This window comes from Sphingobium sp. (assembly GCF_036170395.1).
GTDB lineage: Bacteria > Pseudomonadota > Alphaproteobacteria > Sphingomonadales > Sphingomonadaceae > Sphingobium.
In genome coordinates this window covers 14,636-27,801 of the sequence record NZ_JAVHPD010000070.1, presented here as the reverse complement: position 1 = coordinate 27,801, position 13,166 = coordinate 14,636, and the positions used below count along the sequence as shown (strand labels likewise).

General features: G+C 66.0%; 17 protein-coding genes. 3 read left to right on the top strand and 14 right to left on the bottom strand.

What is annotated here, in order from left to right:
• Window positions 1–143: 143 nt before the first annotated feature.
• Both V2B31_RS17320 and V2B31_RS17315 read left to right on the top strand, forming a co-directional pair.
• Window positions 144–1,160 (top strand): threonine aldolase family protein, encoded by a 1,017-nt coding sequence (locus V2B31_RS17320; protein WP_328280846.1) that lies wholly within the window; start codon window positions 144–146, stop codon window positions 1,158–1,160.
• Window positions 1,157–2,050, top strand: a complete 894-nt coding sequence (locus tag V2B31_RS17315; RefSeq protein ID WP_328280844.1) for a DMT family transporter — start codon at window positions 1,157–1,159, stop codon at window positions 2,048–2,050. The genes V2B31_RS17320 and V2B31_RS17315 overlap by 4 nt, the downstream gene beginning before the upstream one ends.
• Window positions 2,051–2,170: 120 nt before the next feature.
• Here the strand turns inward: V2B31_RS17315 and V2B31_RS17310 are convergent, their stop codons facing one another.
• The 14 genes from V2B31_RS17310 to V2B31_RS17245 form a co-directional block, all read right to left on the bottom strand.
• Window positions 2,171–2,317 (bottom strand): hypothetical protein, encoded by a 147-nt coding sequence (locus V2B31_RS17310; protein ID WP_328280842.1) that lies wholly within the window; start codon window positions 2,315–2,317, stop codon window positions 2,171–2,173.
• Window positions 2,318–2,372: 55 nt separating this feature from the next.
• On the bottom strand, window positions 2,373–3,167 hold the full coding sequence (locus tag V2B31_RS17305; protein ID WP_328280840.1) for an SDR family NAD(P)-dependent oxidoreductase: 795 nt from the start codon (window positions 3,165–3,167) through the stop codon (window positions 2,373–2,375).
• Between the two features lie 96 nt (window positions 3,168–3,263).
• The gene (locus tag V2B31_RS17300) at window positions 3,264–3,626 is read right to left on the bottom strand and encodes a HesB/IscA family protein (RefSeq protein ID WP_328280838.1); all 363 of its coding nucleotides are present in this window, start codon (window positions 3,624–3,626) and stop codon (window positions 3,264–3,266) included.
• Between the two features lie 87 nt (window positions 3,627–3,713).
• Complete coding sequence (locus V2B31_RS17295) at window positions 3,714–4,163, bottom strand: SUF system Fe-S cluster assembly protein (RefSeq protein ID WP_328280836.1); 450 nt, start codon at window positions 4,161–4,163, stop codon at window positions 3,714–3,716.
• Window positions 4,160–5,362: a cysteine desulfurase gene (locus tag V2B31_RS17290; protein ID WP_328280834.1), complete on the bottom strand. Its 1,203-nt coding sequence runs from the start codon at window positions 5,360–5,362 to the stop codon at window positions 4,160–4,162. The genes V2B31_RS17295 and V2B31_RS17290 overlap by 4 nt, the downstream gene beginning before the upstream one ends.
• A gap of 136 nt (window positions 5,363–5,498) precedes the next feature.
• Complete coding sequence (locus V2B31_RS17285) at window positions 5,499–6,251, bottom strand: SufD family Fe-S cluster assembly protein (RefSeq protein ID WP_328280832.1); 753 nt, start codon at window positions 6,249–6,251, stop codon at window positions 5,499–5,501.
• Window positions 6,248–6,625, bottom strand: a complete 378-nt coding sequence (locus V2B31_RS17280; protein WP_328280830.1) for a hypothetical protein — start codon at window positions 6,623–6,625, stop codon at window positions 6,248–6,250. Before V2B31_RS17280 ends, V2B31_RS17285 begins: the two co-directional genes overlap by 4 nt.
• Window positions 6,622–7,365, bottom strand: coding sequence for a Fe-S cluster assembly ATPase SufC (gene sufC, locus V2B31_RS17275; protein ID WP_328280828.1), 744 nt, complete (start codon window positions 7,363–7,365; stop codon window positions 6,622–6,624). Before sufC ends, V2B31_RS17280 begins: the two co-directional genes overlap by 4 nt.
• 105 nt (window positions 7,366–7,470) lie before the next feature.
• Window positions 7,471–7,926, bottom strand: coding sequence for a hypothetical protein (locus tag V2B31_RS17270; RefSeq protein ID WP_328280827.1), 456 nt, complete (start codon window positions 7,924–7,926; stop codon window positions 7,471–7,473).
• A 7-nt stretch (window positions 7,927–7,933) separates the two neighbouring features.
• The gene (locus tag V2B31_RS17265; RefSeq protein WP_328280825.1) at window positions 7,934–8,152 is read right to left on the bottom strand and encodes a hypothetical protein; all 219 of its coding nucleotides are present in this window, start codon (window positions 8,150–8,152) and stop codon (window positions 7,934–7,936) included.
• A complete protein-coding gene (locus V2B31_RS17260) occupies window positions 8,149–8,646 on the bottom strand; it encodes an endonuclease domain-containing protein (RefSeq protein ID WP_328280823.1) in 498 nt (165 codons plus the stop codon). The genes V2B31_RS17265 and V2B31_RS17260 overlap by 4 nt, the downstream gene beginning before the upstream one ends.
• On the bottom strand, window positions 8,646–10,127 hold the full coding sequence (sufB, locus tag V2B31_RS17255; protein ID WP_328280821.1) for a Fe-S cluster assembly protein SufB: 1,482 nt from the start codon (window positions 10,125–10,127) through the stop codon (window positions 8,646–8,648). The genes V2B31_RS17260 and sufB overlap by 1 nt, the downstream gene beginning before the upstream one ends.
• The gene (locus tag V2B31_RS17250; RefSeq protein WP_328280819.1) at window positions 10,124–10,534 is read right to left on the bottom strand and encodes an RrF2 family transcriptional regulator; all 411 of its coding nucleotides are present in this window, start codon (window positions 10,532–10,534) and stop codon (window positions 10,124–10,126) included. The genes sufB and V2B31_RS17250 overlap by 4 nt, the downstream gene beginning before the upstream one ends.
• Before the next feature lie 88 nt (window positions 10,535–10,622).
• Window positions 10,623–11,564 carry a helix-turn-helix domain-containing protein gene (locus V2B31_RS17245; RefSeq protein ID WP_328280817.1) on the bottom strand — a complete coding sequence of 314 codons (942 nt, stop codon included), beginning with the start codon at window positions 11,562–11,564 and terminating at the stop codon, window positions 10,623–10,625.
• A 546-nt stretch (window positions 11,565–12,110) separates the two neighbouring features.
• Between V2B31_RS17245 and V2B31_RS17240 the strand changes: the two genes are divergently transcribed.
• Window positions 12,111–13,154 (top strand): quinone-dependent dihydroorotate dehydrogenase, encoded by a 1,044-nt coding sequence (locus V2B31_RS17240; RefSeq protein WP_328280815.1) that lies wholly within the window; start codon window positions 12,111–12,113, stop codon window positions 13,152–13,154.
• The last annotated feature ends 12 nt before the right edge of the window (window positions 13,155–13,166 follow it).

Genomic DNA, 13,166 nt, shown 5'->3' with positions numbered 1-13,166 from the left:
TGATCTGGCTCGAAGGCGCTCGCCTATGTCACAGTGCGCCTTCTGAAACAATGGGTCATATATACTGACCTATTATCACAACAGGGCCAGCCGCCCCGCGCTGGCCTCTTCCCGCGCCGCTGCCGCCTCGCTATCGCCGCCCTATGCACTTCTTCTCCGACAATGCCACCCCCGTCTGCCCGCAGGTCATGGCCGCCATCGCCGCCGCCGATCAAGCCGACCACGGCTATGACGGCGACCGCTGGAGCGCGCGGCTCGACTCTGCCTTCTCCGCGCTGTTCGAGACGGAGGTGAAGGCGCTCTGGGTTGCGACCGGCACGGCGGCGAACAGCATTGCGCTCGCCACCCTCTGCCCGCCCTATGGCGGCATCCTCGCGCATGAGGAGGCGCATATCGTCATTGACGAGTGCGGCGCGCCGGGCTTCTTCACCCATGGCGCGACGATCATGCCGCTGCCGGGCGACGGCGCGAAGCTGACGCCCGATACCGTCGCGGCGAAGCTCAAGACGATCCGCCCCGACGTCCACCAATCCCCCGCCCGCGCGCTCAGCATCACACAGGCCAGCGAATATGGCCGCGTCTATCTGCCCGCCGAAGTCGCCGCGCTCGGCGATCTCGCCCGCGCTTATGGCCTCGGCTTCCACATGGACGGCGCGCGCTTCGCCAATGCGGTCGCTTGTCTAGGCTGCGCGCCGGCCGACATCACATGGCGCGCGGGCGTCGACGCCCTTTCCTTCGGTTGCGTCAAGAATGGCGGCATGGTGGGGGAAGCCCTGCTCTTCTTCGGCCCACAGGCCGAGGTGCGGGCCGAGGACGCGAAGCGCTGGCGCAAGCGCTCGGGCCATCTCTTCTCGAAGGGCCGCTATCTCGCCGCGCAAATCCTCGCCATGCTGGAAGGCGACCTCTGGCTCGCCAACGCCCGCGCCGCCAACGCCGCCGCGCGGGCGCTGGCCCAAGCAATCCCCGCCCGCCTGCTTCACCCGGTCGAGGCCAATGAGCTGTTCGTGCGCCTGACCGCTGATGAGGCGGCACAACTGCGCACGCGGGGCTTCGACTTCTACGACTGGGGCGATGGCGCGGCGCGGCTCGTCACCAACTGGGCGCAGGACGCGGCCGCCGTCGCTCCGTTCGCCGCCGCGCTGGCGGCGCTCGACCCATGACGACGCGCCCGACGGCGATCGCAGTCCCCTTCGCCCTCGTCACCCTCATCTGGAGTTCGACCTGGATCGTCATCCGCGACCAGATCGGATCGGTCCCGGCAAGCTGGTCGGTCTGCTACCGCTTCCTGCTCGCCGGCATCGCGATGGCGCTCTTCGCCCGGATGCGCCGCGTGCCGCTCGGCATCGGCGCGCCGGGCCTGCTCTTCGCCGCCGCCGTCGGCCTGACGCAATTCGTCCTCAACTTCAACTTCGTCTATCGCGCGGAGCATTATTTGACCTCGGGCGTGGTGGCGGTCATCTATGCGATGCTGCTCATCCCCAATTCGATCTTCTCGTGGCTCTTCTTCCGCCAGCCGGTTGGCCGCCGCTTCATCGGCGGGTCGCTGGTTGCGGTCGCGGGCATCATCCTCATGCTGCTGCACGAATATCGCGCCGCCACGGTCAGCCCGGACGCGGTGCTGCTGGGCGCGGCCTTCTCCTTCGCCGGGCTGCTCAGCGCTTCGGCGTCGAACGTCATGCAGGGAATGGAGGTCTCGCGCCGCCTGCCGATGATCGCGGTGCTGACCTGGGCGATGCTGATCGGCGCTGGACTGAACGCTGCGTTCGCCTGGGCCACGGTCGGCCCGCCGCAGTTCGATCCCCGGCCCGCCTATCTGCTCGGCGTCGCCTGGCTCGGCATCGCGGGGTCGGTCGTCACCTTCCCCCTCTATTTCACGCTGATCCAGCGCATGGGCGCAGGGCGCGCCGCCTATACCAGCGTCCTCATCCCGATCATCGCCATGCTGATCTCGACCCTGGTGGAGGGCTATCGCTGGTCCCCCCTCGCCATCGCCGGCGCGCTGCTGGCGATCGCCGGCATGGCGATCGCGCTACGGGCGAAAGCGGCCTAGCGCCGATCAGGTCATCCAACCTCCGTTCGGGCTGAGCCTGTCGAAGCCCCTACTTTCCTTCGAAAAACACTGCCCTTCGACAGGCTCAGGGCGAACGGTTTTTAGGTGATGGGCGGTGCGTCACCCCACCCGATAGCGCTGCTTGGCGGCGTTCACCCGGTCGATCAGGCTCGTAATCGGCGGCGACTCCCGCCCCACGCGCCCCGGCGCGGGCATGGCTTTCATCTGACGGCTGAGGGCGGCGAAGCGTTGGTCGAAGCGGCTCATGCCCCGCTTGTCGAGCCCAGAGGTTAATGATGCGTAAACCACGCGTCAGGCCGCATCACAGGCACGCCCGCAGCCCTTCCGCATAGGTCGGATAGAGCGGCCGCCACCTGAGCAGCCGCTTCGCCCGCCCGTTCGCCACCCGCCGGTTCTCGGCATAGAATCCCCGCGCCATCGGCGACAATTGCGCTTCCTCCATCGATTGCAGCGGCGGCCACGCCAGCCCCAGCAAATCGCACGCCGCCTCGATCACGCGGTTCTGCGCGCAGGGCAGGTCGTCCGCCAGATTATAGACCCCCGCCGGCCCATCGAATGAGGCGATCACGCCCGCAACGATATCGTCCACATGCACCCGGCTGAAAACCTGCCCGGTCAGGTCGATCCGATGCGCCCGCCCTTCGCGCACCCGCTCCAGCGCCGACCGACCCGGCCCGTAAATGCCCGGCAACCGAAAGCGCCGCATATCGGCCCGCAGCGCGCCCCACGCGAGATCGGCGGCGACTCGCGCCGTTCGCCGGCCCGCACCGACCGGACTGCCCTCATCCACCCAGGCGCCTGCCGCGTCGCCATAGACGCCGGTCGAGGACAGATAGCCGGTCCACAGCGCCGGCGCGGCGGCGATCGCATCGCGATAGCGGACAAGCACCGGATCATCCTCGCCCTCCGGCGGCACCGACGAAAGGATATGGCTCGCCCCGGCAATGGCGGCGCGCACCCCGCGCTCATCCTCGAACGCCAGCACATCGTCTCCGGCGCTCCGCCGCACGCCCGTCACGCGCCACCCCTGCCCGCGCAGCCGGTCAGCCAGCCGCGAGGCGGTATAGCCCATGCCCAGGATCAGCATATGCGGCATCGCACCGGAGTCTCCGTGCTCCTGTGAAAGCAGGAGCCTAGGGTCGACTGTCCTGCCCTCAATCCTGGGCTCCTGCTTGCGCAGGAGCACTGACGGTCAAACCGTAAAACTCTCCCCACAGCCGCAGCTACCCTTGGCGTTGGGATTGTTGAACACGAAACCGGCGGCGAAATCATCCTCCACCCAGTCCATCGTCGATCCGACGAGATACAGCACCGACGCCCCGTCGATATAGAGCACGCCGCCCGGCGTCTCGATCTTCTCGTCGAATTTCGCCTCTTCGCTCACATAATCGACCGAATAGGCAAGGCCGGAACAGCCGCGCTTGGGGGTCGACAACTTGACCCCGATCGCGCCTTCGGGCGCCTGGTCCATCAGTTCGGCTATGCGCCCCTGCGCGCTCGGCGTCAGAAGGACGGCCGCCGGCCGCGCGCGGGTCTTGGTGATAGTCTCGCTCATCTTCTACCTCTTTCACCCCTCCCCTTCAGGGGAGGGGACGGGGGTGGGGTGGTTGCGGCACGCGCTTCGGCTGCCCCACCGCAGCCATCACAGCATCCCCAGTTCGAGCTTCGCCTCGTCGCTCATCTTCTGCGGGTCCCACGGCGGATCCCACACGAGGTTCACCTCGACATCGCCCACCCCCGGCACCGCGCCGACGCGCAGTTCGACCTCGCCCGGCATGGATTCGGCGACCGGGCAATGCGGCGTCGTCAGCGTCATGGTGACGACCGCGTGGCCATCGTCGGTCACATCGACGCCGTAGATCAGCCCCAGATCATAGATATTGACCGGAATCTCGGGATCGTAGATTTCCTTGAGCGCATCAATGATCCCGTCATAGAGGCTCCCGCCCGGCTCGCCCGCCGCCGTCTCGACCGGCTTCTGCGCCAGAAACCCGTCCAGATAGTCGCGCTGGCGCGGTTCCTCCACGCGCGCCTTGGGCGGCGCTGCCACCGCATCGACTTCCTCGACCATGATCTTTCTTTCCTCGGTCATCCGAAGATCTTCCTCACTCGTTCCAGTCCCGCGACCAGCGCGTCCACGTCGCTCTCGTCGCTGTAAATGCCGAAGCTCGCCCGCGCCGTCGCCTCGACGCCCAGATGCCGCATCAGCGGCTGCGCGCAATGGTGGCCGGCGCGGATCGCGACCCCGCCCTCGTCCAATATGGTGCCGACATCGTGCGGATGCACCCCCTCCACCTCGAAGGACAATATGCCCGCACTGTCCGCCGGCCCGAAGACGCGGACGCTGTTGATCTGCTCCAGCGCCGCCCGCGCCTTCCCCACCAGCGCGCATTCATGCGCGTGGATGCGATCGAGGCCGATGCCCTCCACATAATCGATCGCCGCCGAAAGCCCCACGACGCCGGTGATATGCGGCGTCCCCGCCTCGAACCGCGTCGGCGGCGGCGCATAGGTCGTTTTCTCGAACGTCACCTTGTCGATCATCGACCCGCCCCCCTGATAGGGCGGCATCGCGTCGAGCAGTTCCTTGCGCCCCCACAGCACGCCGATCCCGGTCGGGCCATAGAGCTTGTGCGCGGAAAAGACGTAGAAATCGCAATCGAGCGCCTGAACGTCCACCGCCAGCCGCGGCACCGCCTGGCACCCGTCGATGAGAATCTTCGCGCCTACCGAATGCGCGATCTCGGCCGCGCGCCGGCAATCCAGCACGCTGCCGAGCACATTGGACACGTGCGCCAGCGCCACCATCCTGTGCGCCGGCATCATCATCGCCGCCATCGCGTCGAGATCGATCCGCCCGTCCGCCGTCAGCGGCACCACGTCGATCGCCGCGCCGACCTTTTCCGCCACGATCTGCCACGGCACGATATTGCTGTGATGCTCAAGGCAAGACAGCAATATGCGGTCGCCGGCTTTCAGTTGAGTCCCCGCCCAGCATTGCGCGACCAGGTTGATCCCCTCGGTCGCGCCACGCACATAGACGATCTCGCTGTCCGACGCCGCGCCGATGAAGCCCGCCACCTTCCGCCGCGCCGCCTCATAAGCCAGCGTCATATTCGCCGACCGCTCATAAACGCCGCGATGCACCGTCGCATAATCCGCCCCATAAGCCCGCGCGATCGCATCGATCACAGCGCCCGGCTTCTGCGCGGTGGCCGCGCTGTCCAGATAATGCCAGTCCCCCACGCCGGGAAAATCGTGGCGCAGGCTAAGTCCGGCGGCCACGCTCATATCATCCTCCCCTGCAAGGGGAGGGGGACCGCCGCGAAGCGGTGGTGGAGGGGTGTCACCCTATCGATAGCGGGACACCCCTCCGTCAGGGCTTCGCCCTGCCACCTCCCCTTAAAGGGGAGGATGATGTCGTCCCTCATACCAGCGCCTCCAGCTTCGCCAGCGCCGCCGCCTCCAGCGCGCCCTTGACCGCTTCGTCCTCGACCCCGTCGAACACCCCCGCGACGAACGCCTTCAGCAGCAAAGTCTTCGCCGTCGCCGGGTCCATCCCCCGGGACGCCATGTAGAAGAGCGCCGCCTTGTCCAGCTCGCCCACGGTCGCGCCATGCGCGCATTTCACATCGTCGGCGAAAATCTCCAGCTCGGGCTTCGCGTTCGCGGTCGCGGTGCGGTCGAGCAGCATCGCCTTCACCGACTGGAACGCATCGGTCCGCTGCGCATCGCGCGCGACGTTGATGCTGCCGAGATAGCTGCCCACCGCCCGCTGCCCCAGGATCGACCGGATCGTCTGCCCGCTGGTCGCGTCGGGCTGCGCGTGGCGCACCTTCGTCACGATCTCCAGCACCTGGTCCCCGCCGCCGATGATCGCACCGCCCAGCTCGAAATGGCTGCCCCGGCCCAGCGTCACGTCGAACGTCACCCGCCCCAGCCGGCCGCCGACATTGAGCAGATGAAAGTCGCACCGCGCGCCATCGGCGATATCGATGACATAATCATGCACCGCCACGGACCCCTCCGCCGCATCCTGCAACAGATGATGCGCCGCGCTTTCGCCTGCCGCGACCTCGATCCGCGTCGGCGCGGGCAGGGGCCAGACGGACGCGACGGCCTCCACATCGCTGTAGCGCCAGGCTTCGTCCCGGCGTGTCGGAAGATCGAGCAGGCTCATCGCGCCTTATCCCTCAGCAGTGCGAAGAGCAGGCCCAGGCCCGCCCCCCACATGATCGCCGCCGCGCCGAACTGGGTCGCGCTGCTGACGGAGGCGTAGAAGGACGGCGCAAAGCTGATGGCGAGCCCGTCCAGCAGCAAGGCGGTCAACGTCCCCCATGCCATCAGCGGCACGAGCTGGCCGGGGCCGGCGCGCGTCGCCAGCCGGACTATGTCGACCGTCAGCCAGCTGCTGACGATGATCGCCACGAACAGGATGGCGGACATTCTGCCCCCGTCGAACAGCCAGGGCAGGAAATGCACCAGCCGCGCCGCCGCGAGCCACAGGATCGCGCCGATCAGGATGGCGATCAGCCTCTTCCTCGCGATCGTCACGCCACCACCTCGGCATAGCCCTCGCGCTCCAGCGCCAGCGCCAACTCCGGCCCGCCCGACTTCACGATCCGGCCCCCTGCCAGCACATGCACATAGTCCGGCTTCACATAGTCGAGCAGCCGCTGATAATGGGTGATGAGCAGCACCGCCTTGTCGGGACGGCGCATGATCGCGTTGATCCCCGCGCCCACGATCTTGAGCGCATCGATGTCCAGCCCCGAGTCCGTCTCGTCCAGGATCGCCAGCTTGGGGTCGAGTATCCCCATCTGCACCATCTCGGCCCGCTTCTTCTCGCCGCCCGAAAAGCCGACATTCACCGGGCGCTTGAGCATGTCCATGTCCAGCCCCAGCAGCCCGGCCTTCTCCTTGGCGAGCCGGATGAACTCGCCCCCGTTCAGCTCCGCCTCGCCCCGCGCGCGCTTCTGGCTGTTGAGGCTCTCGCGCAGGAATTGCAGGTTGGACACGCCCGGTATCTCGACCGGATATTGAAACCCCAGGAACAGCCCCGCCGCCGCGCGCTCGTGCGGCTCTTGTCCCAGCAGGTCGACGCCGTCAAAGGTCGCGCGCCCGCCCGTCACGTCATAGCCCGGCCGCCCGCCCAGCGTATAAGCCAGCGTCGATTTCCCCGCGCCGTTCGGCCCCATGATCGCATGGACCTCCCCCGCGTTGATGCGCAGCGAGAGACCCTTGAGGATCGCCTTGCCGTCGATTTCATTGGACAGGTTTTCAATATCAAGCATGAGCCATTCCCGGCGTAGATGTTCTAAAAATCCTCCCCTTTAAGGGGAGGTGGCAACCCGAAGGGTTGACGGAGGGGTGTCCCGCTATCGAGGAGGCGAACCCCCTCACCCCCCATGCGCCCGCTGCAACGTTCGCGCGGTCCAGAAGGCCATGTCGCGCACGTCGCCCGGCGCGGGGAACAGCGTATCGATATGCCGCTTGATCGGCATATAGGGCCACCAGTCCGCGTCCTTCTCGGGTGGTCCCTTCTCCAGCACGCCCGACACGAACTCGGTCACCGGCCCCATGCGCGCGAGGTTGGGCGCCTTCGCCTTGTGAAACGCCTTGTCGCTCTTGAGCTTTTCGGTAAAGGCCGCGTCCCCCTTCTCCAGCGCCGCGCGCGCTTCGGCCTGATAGGCGTCAAGATCCCCAAAATCCTTCCGCGCCCGCGCCTCCAACTCGCCCTCTTCCAGCTCATAATCCTCGGTCAATATGCGGATCGCGGCGGTCCATGACTGGCCATTGCCAACATCCTCCGCGAAATCCGCGAGAGCATCCTGAATATCGTCTTCGTCGCTCATTATTTTTTCACCGTCCCAGAATTTTGCGTAGCGGCTTTATTACGAGATATGCACTGATCAGCAGCGGCGCGTAAAAGATCATCAGATCAGCCCATTTGTCCCGACCGAATACCGGAACACGAAACCCGTTCGCATCATAACCCAAGCCGATGAGCCAGAGCGGCAAAATGACGACCGCCCAAAGCAGTAACAAAGCCAGCATTGCCAAACCGCTACGCTTACTCATGGCGATGCCCTTTTTAGCCCCTCCCCTTCAGGGGAGGGGTTGGGGTGGGGCGCTCGCCGATCGGGAAGGCTTTCGAGACGATCGAGCAACGCCCGCGCGACGCCTTCGAGATTGCCCATCACATCGGCGTTCGTAACGCGGAAAACATGATAGCCCTGCGCTTCCAGCTTCGCCGTGCGACGCGCGTCAGCGCTTGAATCGAGGTGCGTATCGCCATCGACCTCGGCGATCAGCCCTTTGCGCGGGCAAAGGAAGTCAGCAATAGCATCGCCAATTACAGCTTGTCGGCGAAACTTATATCCCCCTAGCTGGGAACGAGACAGGATGCTCCATAGCCGCGTTTCGGGTTCCGTTGGATTATTGCGGTTGTTGCGAGCATTTTCACCAATCGCATCGAGCCGCCCAGCCGAAACGCCCCACCCCCGGCCCCTCCCCTGAAGGGGAGGGGAGTCGATGGATACCGCCCAGTCATGAAGGTGGGTCTGTTCACCCATCACCCCACGCTCCCCTCCAGCGAAATCCCCAGCAGCTTCTGCGCCTCGACCGCAAACTCCATCGGCAGCTGCTGCAACACCTCGCGCGCGAAGCCGTTCACAATCAGCCCCACCGCCGCCTCCTGGTCCAGCCCGCGCTGCATCGCGTAGAACAGCTGATCGTCGGAAATCTTGCTCGTCGTCGCCTCATGCTCGATCTGCGCGCTGGGGTTGCGCACTTCGATATAGGGCACGGTATGCGCGCCGCACTGGTCGCCCAGCAGCAGGCTGTCGCACTGGGTGAAGTTGCGCACCCCCTCCGCCCCCGGCGCCACGCGCACTAGCCCCCGATAGGTGTTGTTGCTCCGCCCGGCCGAAATCCCCTTCGACACGATGGTCGACCGCGATCCCTTGCCGTTATGGATCATCTTCGTGCCGGTATCGGCCTGCTGCATATTGTTGGTCAGCGCGACCGAGTAGAACTCGCCGACGCTATTCTCGCCGTTCAGCACGCAGGACGGATATTTCCAGGTGATCGCGCTCCCCGTCTCCACCTGCGTCCAGCTGACCTTGCTGTTGCGCCCCTGGCACAGCGCCCGCTTGGTCACGAAATTATAGATGCCGCCCTTGCCCTGCTCGTCGCCGGGATACCAGTTCTGCACGGTCGAATATTTGATCTCGGCGTCGTCCAGCGCGACCAGCTCCACGACCGCGGCGTGCAGCTGATTCTCGTCGCGCATCGGCGCGGTGCAGCCTTCGAGATAGGAGACGTAAGACCCCGCGTCCGCCACGATCAGCGTCCGCTCGAACTGCCCCGTATTCTCCGCATTGATACGGAAATAGGTGGACAGCTCCATCGGGCAGCGCACGCCCTTAGGGATGTAGACGAACGTCCCGTCGGAAAAGACCGCGCAATTCAATGTCGCGAAATAATTGTCGCGCATCGGCACGACCTTGCCCAGCCACTGGCGCACCAGATCGGGATATTCCTTCACCGCCTCCGAAATCGAGCGGAAGATGACCCCCGCCTCCTCCAGCTCCTTGCGGAAGGTGGTGGCGACCGAGACGCTGTCGAACACCGCGTCCACCGCGACCTTGCGCGCGCCCTTGACGCCTGCCAGCACTTCCTGCTCGGCGATCGGAATGCCCAGCTTCTTGTAAGTCGCCAATATCTCGGGATCGACCTCGTCCAGCGAATTCAGCTCCGCCTTCTTCTTGGGCTCTGCATAATAATAGGCGTCCTGATAATCGATCGGCGGCACATTGAGCTTCGCCCAGTCCGGCGCTTCCATCGTCCGCCACATCGCAAACGCCTTCAGCCGCCAGTCGAGCAGCCATTGCGGCTCGCCCTTCTTGGCCGAAATGAAGCGAACGGTATCCTCGTTCAGCCCCTTGGGCGCGAAATCCTGCTCGATCGCCGACGACCAGCCATGTTCATAGGCCGACGCGCGCTCCGCCGCCTCATGCGCCTCGCGGTTGCGGATGTTCATCTCGTCGGTCATGCCATTTCTCTCGTCAAACTCGCGATCGTCACCCCGGCGAGCGCCGCCCGGATCGCATCATTCGCGACATTCATGTGCGGACGGATGCGGCACTCGGTCTCCAGATTGCAGTCATGCGCGCCCATTTCGGCGCAGGCGGTCATGGCGATCGGCCCTTCCACCGCCTCCACCACATCGGCCAGCGTGATCGCGGCGGGCGGGCGCGACAACCGCACCCCGCCGCCTGTCCCCCGGCTCGATTCGAGCAGTCCCGCCGCCGACAGCCGGCTCACCAGCTTCTGCGCGGTGGGCAGGGGAATGCCGGTCTCGGCGCTCAGCGTCGTCGCGTTCATCCGGGCCGCACCACAGTGGCGCGCAGCGGCGCTCATCAGCACCACGGCATAATCGGCGAAACTCGACAGGCGCATTGCGAACCATTCTCAAATCGGACGGAATCGATCCGATTGCCCGCATGTGGTCCCCCGCGCGCGCAGAATCAAGCCTTTTATGCGTGGCTCAGGACAGCCGGTTGAGCACCGCCACATCGCCGCCCAGCGACCGGCGCAGCAGGGTGAGCTGCGCCACGGCGCTCGGTTCGGTCTGCAACTGATGCGGGGTCAGCCCAATGAAATGTTTGATTTCCCGGATGAAGTGCGACTGGTCGTAAAAGCCGCCCTCCTCGCACAATTGCTGCCAGCTCTCCCCGTCGAGCGCGATCCGCGCCGAACAGCGCAGCGCCCGATATTTGCGCGCGAGCAGTTTGGGCGGCGCGCCATAATATTTGTTGGTCAGCCGCGCGAGCTGGCGCGGCGACAGGTCGGTGGTCTCCGCCAGCGCCTCCAGCCGGGGCGATCCCTCGTCCATCAGCCAGGCGTCGACCGCCGCCAGCAGCTGCCAGGTCGCGGGCCGCAGCGCCTTCACCAGCCGCGCCAGCTCGGCCCAGCATAGCTCGGCCATCGCATCGGCATCCCCGCCCAGCGCACGCAGCCGCATGAGCAGCCCCGCATAGGCCGGCCCGCGCTCGGCGGCGAGGTCGCACAGCCGGTCCGCCAGCCCGCTCGCGTCCCCGCCATGGAGCGACATCCAGCCGGCGGGCAGCAGCGACACGCCCACCACCTGAGCCGGCCGGTCAAGCTCGAAGCGAGTCGCGCCCATGGTCGGCCCCAGCAGGCAGACTTCGGGCGTCTCCATCACCATGCCGTCATGGAAATAATAATGGCCCCCGCCCGTCAGCATGAAGCGCAGCTGCGGGACGTCCGCCCTTGTTGCGTCTGCGTAACGATCGGCGGAAACCGAGAAGATATAGAGCGATCCGAAGTAACGGCGCAGCGCCTCGGGCGGCGCGAAATAGCGCAGCCTGACCGGACCCTGCGCCGCCGCCACCGTATAGGATAGCGGCCCCTGGTCATCGGGCAGCGCAACGGCGCTGCCGCTCGCTTCGATCCAATGCGACCCCATTTTCAAACCCCTGCGCAGCACTATGCGCGGACGGCTGTCACGCGCAAGCGTTTCCGTGCGCTTAACCCTGTCTTGTCGGTCAAAAAAATGGCGATGATGTGCTTTGCAAACCCGATATCGCGCGCCGAGCAGGGCATCCTCCCCTGGAAGGGGAGGTGTCGCGCGCGAAGCGCGTGACGGAGGGGTGTCGCCCTATCGATAGCTGGACACCCCTCCGTCTGGCCTGCGGCCATCCACCTCCCCTTACAGGGGAGGATTTTCGTTCTGGGTCTTTAAAGGACATAATCGCCAAAAAAATGACCCGGCGGCCTTTGGGGGCCACCGGGTCAGTAAAAGGTCTCATCGGCCAATCGGCCTAAGAGCCTTCGGGTCGCAGGGGCGCTTTACGCCCGAATCGGGGCAAGATTATTGGACGGATCGGACATTTCGCGGTCGCAAACCGTCTCATTGATGACGTTTTCTGTCATCAAATTGCGTAGGCGCGCGGGTGTTGCCGCATCGCCACAGCGACTCGACGTTGCACTGCGGCGCTGGCATAGCCGCGCCATGCTCTACCGCGTCATCCGCCCGCTGCTCTTCACCCTGGACGCCGAACGCGCGCACAATCTCTCGATCGCCGCGCTGCGCATGATGCCGACCGCCGCGCCGCTCCGGCCCGACCCGATGCTGGAGATAGAGGTCGCCGGCATCCGCTTCCCCAATCCGGTCGGCCTCGCGGCGGGTTATGACAAGGATGGCCGGGTGGCGCACAAGATGCACGGCCTGGGCTTCGGGTTCGCCGAACTCGGCACGCTGACCCCGCTCGCCCAGCCGGGCAATCCGCAGCCCCGCCTGTTCCGCCTGGTGGAGGATCGCGCCGTCATCAACCGCTTCGGCTTCAACAATGGCGGCCAGGGCGCGGCGGCCGACCGCATCGCCCGCTACCGGCAGGACAAGGGCGTGGGGCCGGTGATCGGCATCAACATCGGCGCGAACAAGGATGCGGCGGACCGTATCGCCGACTATGTCACCGGCGTCACCTGCATGGCCCCGCTCGCCGATTATCTGACCGTCAACATCTCCTCCCCCAACACGCCGGGCCTGCGCGCATTGCAGGACCGCGCCGCGCTCGACGAACTGCTGGCCGCCGTCATGGCGGCGCGCGGCCGGCAGCGCATCCCCATCTTCCTCAAGGTCGCGCCCGACCTCGAACCCGCCGATATGGAGGATATCGCGCTTGCCTGCACCGACCATCAGGTCGATGCGCTGATCGTCTCCAATACCACGATCGGCCGTCCGCCTTTGCAATCGCGCCATGCCGGCGAAGCGGGCGGCCTGTCGGGCGCGCCGCTGCTCGAACTGTCGCACCAGCGGATCAAGGATTTTCACGCCCTGCTGCGCGGCCGCATCCCCCTGATCGGCGTCGGCGGCATCGCAACCCCGCACCAGGCCTATAAACGCATCCGCGCCGGCGCGTCGCTGGTCCAGCTTTACAGCGCCCTGGTCTATAAGGGGCCTTATCTCGCGCGGCGGATCAACAAGGGCCTGAAAGACCTGCTGAAACGTGACGGCTTCGCCACCGTCGCCGACGCCGTGGGCGTGGACGCCTAAGCCACGCGCGCC

Coding starts and splice junctions, on each gene's coding strand:
- V2B31_RS17320 (WP_328280846.1), top strand. CDS start 144: ATGCACTTCTTCTCCGACAATGCCACCCCCGTCTGCCCGCAGGTCATG.
- V2B31_RS17315 (WP_328280844.1), top strand. CDS start 1,157: ATGACGACGCGCCCGACGGCGATCGCAGTCCCCTTCGCCCTCGTCACC.
- V2B31_RS17310 (WP_328280842.1), bottom strand. CDS start 2,317: ATGAGCCGCTTCGACCAACGCTTCGCCGCCCTCAGCCGTCAGATGAAA.
- V2B31_RS17305 (WP_328280840.1), bottom strand. CDS start 3,167: ATGCCGCATATGCTGATCCTGGGCATGGGCTATACCGCCTCGCGGCTG.
- V2B31_RS17300 (WP_328280838.1), bottom strand. CDS start 3,626: ATGAGCGAGACTATCACCAAGACCCGCGCGCGGCCGGCGGCCGTCCTT.
- V2B31_RS17295 (WP_328280836.1), bottom strand. CDS start 4,163: ATGACCGAGGAAAGAAAGATCATGGTCGAGGAAGTCGATGCGGTGGCA.
- V2B31_RS17290 (WP_328280834.1), bottom strand. CDS start 5,362: ATGAGCGTGGCCGCCGGACTTAGCCTGCGCCACGATTTTCCCGGCGTG.
- V2B31_RS17285 (WP_328280832.1), bottom strand. CDS start 6,251: ATGAGCCTGCTCGATCTTCCGACACGCCGGGACGAAGCCTGGCGCTAC.
- sufC (WP_328280828.1), bottom strand. CDS start 7,365: ATGCTTGATATTGAAAACCTGTCCAATGAAATCGACGGCAAGGCGATC.
- V2B31_RS17270 (WP_328280827.1), bottom strand. CDS start 7,926: ATGAGCGACGAAGACGATATTCAGGATGCTCTCGCGGATTTCGCGGAG.
- V2B31_RS17265 (WP_328280825.1), bottom strand. CDS start 8,152: ATGAGTAAGCGTAGCGGTTTGGCAATGCTGGCTTTGTTACTGCTTTGG.
- V2B31_RS17260 (WP_328280823.1), bottom strand. CDS start 8,646: ATGGGTGAACAGACCCACCTTCATGACTGGGCGGTATCCATCGACTCC.
- sufB (WP_328280821.1), bottom strand. CDS start 10,127: ATGACCGACGAGATGAACATCCGCAACCGCGAGGCGCATGAGGCGGCG.
- V2B31_RS17250 (WP_328280819.1), bottom strand. CDS start 10,534: ATGCGCCTGTCGAGTTTCGCCGATTATGCCGTGGTGCTGATGAGCGCC.
- V2B31_RS17245 (WP_328280817.1), bottom strand. CDS start 11,564: ATGGGGTCGCATTGGATCGAAGCGAGCGGCAGCGCCGTTGCGCTGCCC.
- V2B31_RS17240 (WP_328280815.1), top strand. CDS start 12,111: ATGCTCTACCGCGTCATCCGCCCGCTGCTCTTCACCCTGGACGCCGAA.